Origin of the sequence: Halopseudomonas aestusnigri, assembly GCF_002197985.1 — a bacterium.
GTDB classification, from domain to species: Bacteria; Pseudomonadota; Gammaproteobacteria; order Pseudomonadales; family Pseudomonadaceae; genus Halopseudomonas; species Halopseudomonas aestusnigri.
The window spans coordinates 443,019-454,057 of record NZ_NBYK01000002.1; the positions used below are offsets into that span (position 1 = coordinate 443,019).

10 protein-coding genes are annotated in these 11,039 nt (G+C 59.2%); 3 read left to right on the top strand and 7 right to left on the bottom strand.

Translation table 11 applies throughout. The features are described 5' to 3' along the window. Positions 1-164: 164 nt before the first annotated feature. From B7O88_RS06105 to B7O88_RS06120, 4 genes are all read right to left on the bottom strand, one after another. Positions 165-1,592, bottom strand: a complete 1,428-nt coding sequence (locus B7O88_RS06105; protein ID WP_088274312.1) for an NAD(P)(+) transhydrogenase (Re/Si-specific) subunit beta — start codon at positions 1,590-1,592, stop codon at positions 165-167. A 7-nt stretch (positions 1,593-1,599) separates the two neighbouring features. Next, on the bottom strand, positions 1,600-1,920 hold the full coding sequence (locus B7O88_RS06110; protein ID WP_172409641.1) for an NAD(P) transhydrogenase subunit alpha part 2: 321 nt from the start codon (positions 1,918-1,920) through the stop codon (positions 1,600-1,602). 10 nt (positions 1,921-1,930) lie between these two features. Further along, positions 1,931-3,055, bottom strand: a complete 1,125-nt coding sequence (locus B7O88_RS06115; RefSeq protein ID WP_088274313.1) for an NAD(P) transhydrogenase subunit alpha — start codon at positions 3,053-3,055, stop codon at positions 1,931-1,933. Positions 3,056-3,128: 73 nt separating this feature from the next. After that, positions 3,129-3,971, bottom strand: a complete 843-nt coding sequence (locus B7O88_RS06120) for a metal-dependent hydrolase (protein ID WP_088274314.1) — start codon at positions 3,969-3,971, stop codon at positions 3,129-3,131. 188 nt (positions 3,972-4,159) lie between these two features. Here B7O88_RS06120 and B7O88_RS06125 point away from each other — a divergent pair, with 188 nt between their 5' ends. Next, positions 4,160-5,572, top strand: a complete 1,413-nt coding sequence (locus B7O88_RS06125; RefSeq protein ID WP_088274315.1) for an alanine/glycine:cation symporter family protein — start codon at positions 4,160-4,162, stop codon at positions 5,570-5,572. A 35-nt stretch (positions 5,573-5,607) separates the two neighbouring features. Here the strand turns inward: B7O88_RS06125 and B7O88_RS06130 are convergent, their stop codons facing one another. The 3 genes from B7O88_RS06130 to B7O88_RS06140 are packed head-to-tail and all read right to left on the bottom strand — an operon-like array spanning position 5,608 to position 9,445. Then, positions 5,608-6,381, bottom strand: a complete 774-nt coding sequence (locus B7O88_RS06130; protein WP_088274349.1) for an SDR family NAD(P)-dependent oxidoreductase — start codon at positions 6,379-6,381, stop codon at positions 5,608-5,610. A gap of 11 nt (positions 6,382-6,392) precedes the next feature. Continuing rightward, on the bottom strand, positions 6,393-7,778 hold the full coding sequence (cysS, locus tag B7O88_RS06135; protein ID WP_088274316.1) for a cysteine--tRNA ligase: 1,386 nt from the start codon (positions 7,776-7,778) through the stop codon (positions 6,393-6,395). Further along, positions 7,778-9,445: a glutamine--tRNA ligase/YqeY domain fusion protein gene (locus tag B7O88_RS06140; RefSeq protein ID WP_088274317.1), complete on the bottom strand. Its 1,668-nt coding sequence runs from the start codon at positions 9,443-9,445 to the stop codon at positions 7,778-7,780. Before B7O88_RS06140 ends, cysS begins: the two co-directional genes overlap by 1 nt. A gap of 193 nt (positions 9,446-9,638) precedes the next feature. Here B7O88_RS06140 and B7O88_RS06145 point away from each other — a divergent pair, with 193 nt between their 5' ends. Next, positions 9,639-10,133, top strand: a complete 495-nt coding sequence (locus B7O88_RS06145; RefSeq protein WP_088274318.1) for a peptidylprolyl isomerase — start codon at positions 9,639-9,641, stop codon at positions 10,131-10,133. A gap of 13 nt (positions 10,134-10,146) precedes the next feature. Further along, positions 10,147-10,869, top strand: coding sequence for a UDP-2,3-diacylglucosamine diphosphatase (locus tag B7O88_RS06150; RefSeq protein WP_088274319.1), 723 nt, complete (start codon positions 10,147-10,149; stop codon positions 10,867-10,869). Positions 10,870-11,039 lie beyond the last annotated feature (170 nt).

The following is an 11,039-nucleotide window of genomic DNA, read 5'->3' on the forward strand; positions in this document are numbered from 1 at the left end:
TCAACCCTGCGCTACTCGCCCGCGTAAACGGGACGAACCCCGGTGCACACTTCATCATTGGAGCATTTGGCACGAATCATGAAAAATCACTTGTCCGGTTCGCACAAACACAAAAAAGCCCCTGTTCTTTCGAACAGGGGCTTCGCTTACCGCATAGGAGCCGATTAACCGAGCGACTTGACCGCTTCGATCATCTGCACCATCACCTTCTGGGCATCGCCATACACCATCGAGGTGTTGTCGAGGAAGAACAGTTCGTTCTCGACACCGGAGTAGCCCTTGCCCTGACCACGCTTGACCACGTAGGCCTGACGCGCCTGATCCACGTTGAGGATCGGCATGCCGTAGATCGGGCTGGACTTGCGGGTACGGGCGGCCGGGTTGACGACGTCGTTGGCGCCCAGAACGATGGCAACATCGGCCTGTGCAAACTCTTCGTTGATGTCTTCCAGGTCATGGATGATGTCGTACGGTACACCGGCTTCAGCCAGCAGTACGTTCATGTGACCCGGCATACGGCCGGCTACCGGGTGAATCGCGAAGCTGACTTCAACGCCCTGCTTCTGCAGCAGTTTGACGAATTCGTACAGCTTGTGCTGCGCCTGAGCAACCGCCAGACCGTAACCCGGAACGATGATGACCTTGTTCGCGTAGAACATGGAAATCGCCGCATCGGATGCGTCACAGGCCTTCATGGTGCCCTGGATTTCACCGTCGGAACCGTCGTCTTCACCACCGAAGTCGCTGAAGATGATGTTGCTGACCTGGCGGTTCATCGCCTTGGCCATCATCAGAGTCAGCAGCGTACCAGCGGAACCTACCACGGTACCGGCAATGATCATCGCCGGGTTCTGCAGTACAAACCCTTCAAAGGCAACCGCCAGACCGGTGAAGGCGTTGTACAGGGAGATCACGACCGGCATGTCTGCACCACCGATCGGGGTGGTCAGCAGCACGCCCAGTGCCAGCGCAACGGCAAAGAACACCAGAATCAGCAGAATCGGCGTTTCTTCAGCCCCCACAACCGCCATGACGGTGACAACCGCACCGATGAACAGCGCACCACACAGCAGCGCAGCGTTGACGTACTGGTGCTTGGGCAGGCGCCAGGCCTTGTTCATGCGGCCATCGAGCTTGGCCCAGGCAATCAGCGAGCCGGACAGTGCAACTGCACCAATCAGACCGCCGAGGATTGCCAGCACGGTCACAACCGGGCCGTGCGCCAGCGCGTTGCCGGACAGCAGCTCGGTGGCAGCAATCGCAGCAGCAGCACCGCCACCCATGCCGTTATAGAGGGCAACCATCTGCGGCATATCGGTCATGGCAACACGCTTGCCACTGATCCACGCCCAGCCGATACCCAGACCCAGCGCAATCACCAGCAGGATCACGTTGGTGGTCAGGTACGGCTCTGCGCGCGCACTGACGTCGAAGCCGTAGAGGAAGGCGGCAGCAACCGCCAGCACCATACCGCCACCGGCGACAACAATACCCGAACGCGCGGTAACCGGGCTGGCCATGCGCTTGAGGCCGTACAGAAACAGAAATGCTGCGACAAAGTAGGCCGCGTCAATCAAAAACGTACTGAACATGGTCTACTTACTCCTTGTCCGCACCAGAGGCTTTATTGGTCGGCTTGAACATTTCAAGCATCCGCTCGGTGACCACATAGCCACCCGCCGCGTTGCCTGCGCCCAGCAGAACACCAACAAAACCGATCACCTGCTCAAGGGTCGAGCCTGCGTTCAGCAGGGCCCACATGGCACCAACCACCACGATACCGTGGATGAAGTTGGAGCCCGACATCAGCGGGGTGTGCAGAATGGCCGGAACCCGGCCGATGATTTCGTAGCCGGTGAACGCGGCCAGCAGAAAGATATACAGGGCAACGAAGCCTGTAATGGTAGTTGTCATTTCCATCAAACCGTCCTCAGGCCAGCTGTTCGACAGCGGCGCGCGCTGCGTCATTGCGGATTTCACCGTCGTGGGTCAGTACCGAGCGAGCCAGCACCTCATCTTCCCAATCCAGCGACAACTCGCCGTCCTTGACCATCAGGCCAACCAGAGCCAGCAGGTTGCGGGAATAGAGTTCGGAGGCGTGCTCAGCCAGGTGACTGGCGATATTGAGCGGCGCAACGATGGTTACCGGACCGACTTCCACAGTGTCACCAGGCTGAGTCAGCGGGGTGTTGCCACCGCCTTCTGCTGCCAGGTCGATGATCACCGAGCCGCTCTTCATGCCCATGATCTGCTCTTCGGTCAGAATCTTGGGGCTTGGCTTGCCGGGGATGGACGCAGTGGTAATGATGGCATCGGCCTGCTGAACGTGACGGGTCAGCACATCATTGACCTGTTTCTGCTCCTCGGCAGTCAGCTCACGGGCGTAACCGCCCTCGCCTACCGCAGACACACCGGTGTCGACGAACTTGCCGCCAACCGACTGCACCTGTTCACGGACTTCAGGACGTACGTCGTAGCCTTCGATCATCGCCCCCAGGCGCTTGGCGGTTGCCAGCGCCTGTAGGCCGGCCACACCGGCACCCATGACCAGAATCTTGGCCGGACGCAGGGAGCCCACCGCTGTGGTCATCATCGGCAGAATGCGGTGCAGGTGAGTACCAGCCATCAGCGCAGCGTAGTAGCCAGCCAGAGCAGCCTGGGAAGACAGCGCGTCCATTGCCTGGGCGCGGGTAATACGCGGAATCAGCTCCATCGCAAAGCAGGTAATACGCTTGTCACGCAGTGCTTTTACGATTTCGGGCTCGCGCTGTGCATAGATGAAGCAGCACAGAATGGAGCCTTCCGGCATTTCCTGAATGTCTTCCAGCGACGGTGGCTGCACTCGGAAGAACAGCCGGGTCTCGGCCGGAGCCGGGGCCACGGCCGCACCGGCCTGAGTGAAGTCATTGTCGGGAATCCGGGCCAGCAAACCAGCACCGGGCTCAACGCAGGGCTCGATGCCAAGCTTCTGCAACTTGGCAACGACCGCAGGCACCAGCGCGACACGTTTTTCGTGGCGCCGGGTTTCTTTAGCAACATACAAACTGATAGCCATGGTCACTCCTGGGAAAAAATCCCGCGAAGCATACAACAGTTTGCAGCAGAAAGCGCATCAGTACCGAGACGATTCAGGGCTTTGTTCCAAGCATATTGATCGCATCAAACTCATGTTGAGTCTCTTGCATCAGCCGGTAATTGTCATGCTGCCAGGGATGAAAGTCCTCACGATAGAAGTCCCGGTAGGCCGACCAGAGCCCTGAAAAGAAACCGTTACGGCCCCATAACCAGCGCATGCCCCGATACCAGCTGCCCACATCGGTGAGTCGCCCGTCGCGGCGCATCATATGCCAGACACCTCGAGTCACATCACGCAGGAAGAAGAACGTCGACAAGCGCATGGCCCTGCGCAGTTGGGCCCGGTCACCGGATACCTGCATGTAGAGATCAAATGCGACCGCCTTGTGCTCGGTTTCCTCCAGGGCGTGCCACCGCCAGACCTGCCGCATCGGCTCAATAGCGCCGTCAAACCAGCGCATTTCACGCAACACCGCGTCCGCCATGATGGCAGTGAAGTGTTCCATGGCAACCGTGGCCGCGAGCCGGCGTTCAGGGGAAAAGTGGGCGTTGGCATAGCGGATACGGCGGCGCACCGGCTCGGTCAGCGCAGTAACGTCATATCCCTGCGCCTCAAGGCGGCGGTTGTATTCGATGTGTTCACGGCTGTGATGCCCTTCCTGACCGATAAAACCCTTTATCAATTGCTGCTGCCTGGGGTCTTCGACCCGGTCGCGGAAGTAGCGCACCGAGTCGATAAAAAAGCGTTCGCCATCAGGGAACAGCAACGACATGGCATTGAAGAAATGGGTTTTGAATGGGTCGCCGCCATGCCAGTACCGCGGCAGAGGATCAGGGAGTTGGAATTCGATACGACGAGGGCTGATCGTCAAATCATCCGGAGTAACGGCAGTCATGGCTCACCTCTTAATGCGCTGCATTGTTGTTATCGGTTTTGCATCAACATCAACGTGATCGGGCTATCTTCGACCCATTCGGACGATTTGACAACACTCGTTTTCAACTGGCGATGAGCGGCCAAGACGCTACAGTAAGACGTAACATTCTGTTTCTGCACGCATGCCAACCGACAGCGGGGGACGTCATGAATGCCTTGATAGACGGGCTCAACACGATTTTCTGGGGTTACATTCTGATCTACGGCCTGCTCGCCGTAGGTGTCTTTTTCACCATACGTCTGGGTGCCTTGCAGTTTCTGCACTTTGGCGAGATGGTTCGCTCTCTGCTCGGTGCTCGTGAGAGTGACAAGTCCGGTATCTCACCGTTTCAGGCACTGTGTACCAGCCTTGCATCACGGGTTGGCACCGGCAATATCGCTGGCGTGGCGGTTGCTCTCTATCTCGGTGGAGCCGGAGCCATTTTCTGGATGTGGATGGTTGCACTGGTGGGCATGGCTACCGCTTACGCAGAAAGTACCCTGGCCCAGCTCTACAAGGTCCGTGACGGTGAAGGGCAATATCGCGGGGGGCCGGCTTTCTATCTGGCAAAGGGACTTAAAGCGCCATGGGCCGGCAGCATTTTTTCCGTTTGTCTGATCCTTTCCTTCGGCCTGGTGTTCAACGCCGTTCAGGCCAACTCTATTGCTGATGCGATGGAGGGCGCCTTCGGCTTCAACAAGCTGTTGGTCGGTATTGCTGTCGCCGCGGTCGCGGCCCTGGTGATTTTTGGCGGCCTGCGATCCATCGCCCGCTTCGCGGAATTCGTGGTGCCGTTCATGGCTGCTGTTTACGTACTCATGGCGCTGGTGGTGCTTGCCATGAACTACAGCGACGTCCCGGGGGTGCTGGCAACTATCGTGAAGAGCGCCTTTGGCCTCGAAGAGGCGGCCGGCGGTGTCGCCGGTTCCGTCACGGCAGCAATGCTCAACGGCATCAAGCGTGGCCTGTTTTCCAATGAGGCAGGGATGGGATCGGCGCCGAATGTGGCTGCGACTGCCACACCCACACCGCACCACCCGTCCTCACAGGGCTTCGTGCAGGCGACCGGGGTATTCATTGACACCCTCGTCATCTGTACCGCCACTGCGGTCATGATTCTGTTGTCAGGCGTATTGGAACCGGGCAATGGCGTGACCGGCACGCAACTGACCCAACTCGCAATGGAAAGCCATATCGGCGATGCCGGTCGCTACTTTATCGCGTTTGCGATCCTGTTCTTTGCCTTCACCTCGATCGTCGCCAACTATTCCTATGCCGAGAATGCGATGATCTATCTGGGGCTTGGCGGCAAGTTGGGCATGTTTTCACTGCGCTGTGCAGCGCTGGCGATGGTCGTCTGGGGTGCATATCAGGCGGTAGGCACGGTATTCAATGCCGCCGATGCCTCCATGGGATTGATGGCGACTATTAACCTGATCGGCATTGTGTTGCTATCAGGCACTGTTGCCAAGCTGACCAAGGATTACCTTGCCCAGCGCAAGGAAGGTCTGGTGCCGCACTTCAAGGCAGAAGAGTATCCGGAACTGAAACACAAGATCGACCACGATATCTGGTCTTGAGCACAACCACGGCTCGAGCAGACTCGATCCGTGGTTCATCCTTTTATTTCCTGCAGTGAATTACCGCCATCCACCACCAGCATCTGACCGGTCATGTAGCTGCAGCCCTCACTGGCAAGGAACAAAGCCACCCGTGCGACTTCGTCCGGCCGCCCAGGCCGCCCGATAGGTGTATGACGCCCCGCTTCCAGTTCGGCAGGCAGGCTTGAGGGGGTGTGAATCCAGCCAGGTGCGATGGCATTGACCGTGATCCCCTGCCCGGCTACCTCGTGTGCAATCGAGCGGGTCAGGCCGACCATCGCCGATTTGGCAGCACTGTAGCCGGCGGTACCCGGAAAGGTCACCAGCGGCCCGGTCACCGAGGCAATATTGATCACCCGACCAAAACCGGCAGCCAGCATGTGTCTGAGCACCGGCTGGCTGACATGTACGCAGGTATTCAGGTTCAGATCTATCTCGCGTTGCCAGTGCTGAAATGCCATCCGGTGAAACAGATCACCAATCGGCTCCTCAATCCCCGACTGCGACATACCGGCGTTGTTAACCAGAATATCAATGTGCCCAAAGCGCTCCATGACCTGTTCAACCAACTCCGCTGCCTGCTCCGGGTGAGTCAGATCAGCCACCACCGCCAGACTGCGGGCGCGTTCCGGGTCCAGCTCGTTCTGCCGCTGAAAAATGCGGTTAGTCGTCGAGGTCAACACAACCGTCGCTCCCGCATCATGAAACATGCGTGCGATAGCGAAACCGATACCGTCAGCACTGCCGGCGCCGGTGACCAGAGCCACGCGGCCCCGGAGGTCCGTCATGTCGTGCGGCATCACTCAGCCAGCCGCCAGGTGGTGCCACCCTTGCCGTCTTCAAGTACAACGCCCATAGCAGTCAACTGGTCGCGGATACGATCAGACTCGGCCCAGTTCTTGTCGGCACGGGCTTGCAGACGCGCCGCAATCAGCGCCTCGACTTCAGCGGCGTCGACCTTGCCAGCAGCGCCGGCCTGCAGGAATGCATCGGCATCCAGCTGCAGAACACCCAGTACTTCGGCCAACTGACGCAGGCGCGCGGCCAGCCCGGCAGCTGCGTCAACGTCTGCGTCTTTCAGGCGATTCACCTCACGGACCATGTCAAACAGCACAGCGCAGGCTTCCGGAGTGTTGAAGTCGTCATCCATCGCTGAGCCAAACCGCTCGGCAAACTCGTCGCCGCCGGCAGGCGCCGCCGCGGGCAGCCCCTTGAGCGCGATGTAAAACCGCTCCAACGCGCCCTTGGCTTCCTTGAGGTTGTCTTCGGAGTAGTTGATGGCGCTGCGGTAATGACTGGAAACCAGCAGGTAGCGAACCACCTCTGGATGGTACTTTTCCAGCACCTCGCGAATGGTGAAGAAGTTGCCCAGACTTTTGGACATCTTCTCGCCGTCAACCCGAACAGCACCTGCGTGCATCCAGGCGGCGGCGTACAACTCGCCGGTCGCTGCCTCGCTCTGAGCAATCTCGTTCTCGTGGTGCGGGAACACCAGATCCGGGCCACCGCCGTGGATATCGAAGGTATTGCCCAGGCAGCAGGTCGACATAACCGAGCACTCGATGTGCCAGCCCGGCCGACCCTCGCCCCAGGGCGAACTCCAGCTCGGCTCACCCGGCTTGGCGGCTTTCCACAGAACAAAGTCCAGCGGGTCCTGCTTGGCTTCGTCAACCTCGATGCGCGCGCCGATTTTCAGGTCTTCGATCTTGCGGCGCGACAGCTTGCCGTAACCTTCGAACTTGCCGACGCGGTAATACACGTCGCCGTTACCCGGTGCGTAGGCATAGCCCTTGTCGATCAGCGTCTGAATCATGGCGAACATGCCATCGATATGCTGACTGGCACGTGGCTCCTGATCCGGGCGCAGCACATTGAGACGCGCCTCGTCCTCATGCATCGCGGCGATCATGCGCTCGGTGAGTTGCTGGAAGGTCTCGCCGTTCTCATTGGCGCGCTTGATGATCTTGTCGTCGATGTCGGTGATGTTGCGCACGTAGGTCAGGTCATAACCGCGGTGGCGGAACCAGCGCGCCACCACGTCAAACGCAACCATCACGCGCGCATGACCGATATGGCAGAAGTCATACACGGTCATGCCGCAGACATACATGCGTACCTGATTGTCGACCAGCGGCTTGAACGGCTCTTTGGTCTTGGTCAGGGTGTTGTAGAGTGCGAGCGCCATCAGCCCCCCCAGGAGTCACGCAGGGTGACAGTGCGGTTGAAGACCATGGCATCGGGGCGAGAATCACGCGAATCGACGCAGAAGTAGCCCTCACGTTCAAACTGGAAGCGATCATCCAGTGTGGCCTCAGCCAGCGACGGCTCGGCGCGGCAGCCGGTCAGTACCTGCAGAGAATTCGGATTGATATTGTCGAGGAAGGTGGTGCCCTCTTCGCCCTTGTCCGGATTTGCGGCATTGAACAGACGGTCATACAGCCGCACTTCGCACTCGATGCTGCTGCTCGCCGGCACCCAGTGGATAACGCCTTTGACCTTGCGGCCTTCCGGGTTCTTGCCGAGGGTGTCCGGGTCGTAGCTGCACAGCAGCTCGACGATGTTGCCGTCAGCATCAGTTACCGCTTCGTCAGCACGAATCACGTAGCTGCCACGCAGACGCACTTCACCGCCCGGTTCCAAGCGCTTGTAACCCTTGGGCGGATCAATCATGAAGTCTTCACGATCAATGTAGATCTCGCGCGCGAACGGCAGCACGCGTTCGCCCATTTCCTGCTTCGGGTGACGCGGCAGGCGCAGCTCTTCGGTCTGACCTTCCGGGTAGTTGGTGATGGTGACTTTCAGCGGCTTGAGCACGCACATGGCACGCGGCGCGTTGGCATCCAGGTCGTCACGGATACAGAACTCGAGTACACCCATGTCGACCACGCCATCAGAGCGGGTTACGCCAATGCGCTCGCAGAACTCGCGAATCGCCGCCGGCGTGTAGCCGCGGCGACGGAAGGCGCTCAGCGTGGACATCCGCGGGTCATCCCAACCATCCACGTGCTTCTCGTCAACCAGTTGCTTGAGCTTGCGCTTGCTGGTCACGGTGTAGTTCAGGTTCAGGCGGGCAAATTCGTACTGACGCGGATGCGCTGGCACGGGCAGATTGTCCAGAAACCACTCATACAGAGGACGGTGATCTTCAAATTCCAGGGTGCAAATCGAGTGGGTAATGCCCTCGATGGCATCCGACTGGCCATGGGTAAAGTCATAGCTCGGGTACACGCACCACTTGTCACCGGTCTGGTGGTGATGGGCGTGGCGGATACGATACAGAATCGGATCGCGCAGGTTCATATTCGGCGCCGCCATGTCGATCTTCGCGCGCAGCACCTTGGCGCCGTCGGCGAACTCGCCGGCGGTCATGCGCTGGAACTGGTCCAGGTTTTCCTCAACGCTGCGCTCACGGAACGGGCTGTTCTTGCCCGGCTCGGTCAGGCTGCCGCGGTATTCACGCGCCTGCTCGGGCGTCAGCTCGCAGACATAGGCCTTGCCGGCCTTGATCAGCTCGATGGCCCAGGCGTGCAGCTGATCGAAGTAATCGGAGGCGTAGCGCACATCGCCGCCCCATTCGAAGCCAAGCCACTCGACGTCGGCCTTGATCGCATCAATGTATTCCTGCTCTTCCTTCGCGGGGTTGGTGTCGTCAAAACGCAGGTGACAGACACCGCCAAACTCCCTGGCCAGACCGAAGTTAAGACAGATCGACTTGGCGTGACCAATGTGCAGGTAACCGTTGGGCTCCGGCGGAAAGCGGGTAACAATGTTGCTGTGCTTGCCGCTGTCCAGATCAGCCTGGACGATCTGGCGCAGAAAGTGGCTTGGGGGCGTGGCGTCGGGTTTGTTCATAAGGTCGGCAAAACTCGCTCAGGTGATGCGCTCGGCATCAGGGATTACTCGGGAGCCCGGACTATCGCAATAGTCGCGCGTCCCTAGGCCATCATGACCAAAACCCGTATCATACCCGAAACTCGCAGGTGCCTGAATGCAGCAATGCAGGCAGCATCACCCCCAACCTGTTCGACTGCCCGAGGAATATCCGATGGTCAAACTGCACACCAACTATGGCGTCATCACCCTTGAACTGTTTGCCGACAAGGCGCCGGTGACCGTTGAGAACTTCAAGCAATATGTCCGCGATGGCCACTACGACGGCACCATCTTCCATCGCGTGATCAGCAACTTCATGATCCAGGGCGGCGGTTTCGAGCCCGGCATGCAGCAGAAAGACACCCGCGACCCGATCAAGAACGAAGCCGATAACGGCGTCGCCAACAAGATCGGCACCGTCGCCATGGCCCGTACCCCTGATCCGCACTCCGCCAGCGCCCAGTTCTTCATCAACGTAGCGGACAATGATTTTCTGAACTTCTCCGCACCCACCATGCACGGCTGGGGTTACGCGGTATTCGGCAAGGTCACCGACGGCATGGATGTGGTTGAGAAAATCAAGGCGGTGCGCACCACTTCCCGTGCCGGCCACCAGGACGTGCCGGCCGAGGACGTGATCATCGAACGCGCCGAACTGGTCGACTGAGACCACGCCGCCGATGCGATATCTGTTTATTTCGGATCTGCATCTGGAAGCAAAACGCCCGGATATTACCCGGGCGTTTTTGCGTCTGCTCGAAACCCGCGCCGCGCAATTCGATGCTCTTTACATCCTGGGTGACTTTTTTGAAGTCTGGCTGGGTGACGACACCATCGACGAACTCGGGCGCGAGGTCGCCGACGCCCTCGCCCGCCTGACCAAGCATGACACCAAGGTATACCTGATGCACGGCAACCGGGACTTCCTGCTCGGCAGCCGTTTTTGCCGCGCAGCAAACTGCACCCTGCTTAAAGATCCTACAACCGTCGAGCTTAATGGCGAGCGAGTGCTGCTGATGCACGGCGACAGCCTCTGTACCGACGATCTTGGCTATATGCGCATGCGCCGCTGGCTGCGCAACCCGGTCAGCCGCTTTGTGCTGCGCAACCTGCCGCAACGCACACGCTACAAGCTGGGTCGCAAGCTGCGCGACGAAAGTCAGGCACGCACACAAATGAAATCCGCCGACATTACCGACGTCAACCTCGGCGCAGTCGCCCACACCATGCGCGCCAAAGACGTGCTCACCCTGATCCACGGCCACACCCACCGCCCGGCAATCCACGACCTGATGATCGATGGCAAGCCCGCGCAGCGCATTGTGCTCGGCGACTGGGACAAGGCCGGCTGGGCCCTTGAGGTAGACGAGAACGGCAAGCGCCTAGCGCCTTTTGCGCTATAGAGCCGGCCGTTGGCCGGCAGCTGCAAGCTATAAGCTTCAAGCAAAAGCAAAAGCAAAAGCAAAAGCAAAAGCAAAAGCAAAAGCAAAAGCAAAAGCCCCCTTAGCGTGCGCGAGACTGGGGTTCTCTTGTGGCTTGTGGCTTGTGGCTTGTGGCTTGAAGCTGAGCAAAG

Coding starts and splice junctions, on each gene's coding strand:
- B7O88_RS06110 (WP_172409641.1), bottom strand. CDS start 1,920: ATGGAAATGACAACTACCATTACAGGCTTCGTTGCCCTGTATATCTTT.
- B7O88_RS06105 (WP_088274312.1), bottom strand. CDS start 1,592: ATGTTCAGTACGTTTTTGATTGACGCGGCCTACTTTGTCGCAGCATTT.
- B7O88_RS06115 (WP_088274313.1), bottom strand. CDS start 3,055: ATGGCTATCAGTTTGTATGTTGCTAAAGAAACCCGGCGCCACGAAAAA.
- cysS (WP_088274316.1), bottom strand. CDS start 7,778: ATGGCGCTCGCACTCTACAACACCCTGACCAAGACCAAAGAGCCGTTC.
- B7O88_RS06120 (WP_088274314.1), bottom strand. CDS start 3,971: ATGACTGCCGTTACTCCGGATGATTTGACGATCAGCCCTCGTCGTATC.
- B7O88_RS06145 (WP_088274318.1), top strand. CDS start 9,639: ATGGTCAAACTGCACACCAACTATGGCGTCATCACCCTTGAACTGTTT.
- B7O88_RS06140 (WP_088274317.1), bottom strand. CDS start 9,445: ATGAACAAACCCGACGCCACGCCCCCAAGCCACTTTCTGCGCCAGATC.
- B7O88_RS06130 (WP_088274349.1), bottom strand. CDS start 6,381: ATGACGGACCTCCGGGGCCGCGTGGCTCTGGTCACCGGCGCCGGCAGT.
- B7O88_RS06150 (WP_088274319.1), top strand. CDS start 10,147: ATGCGATATCTGTTTATTTCGGATCTGCATCTGGAAGCAAAACGCCCG.
- B7O88_RS06125 (WP_088274315.1), top strand. CDS start 4,160: ATGAATGCCTTGATAGACGGGCTCAACACGATTTTCTGGGGTTACATT.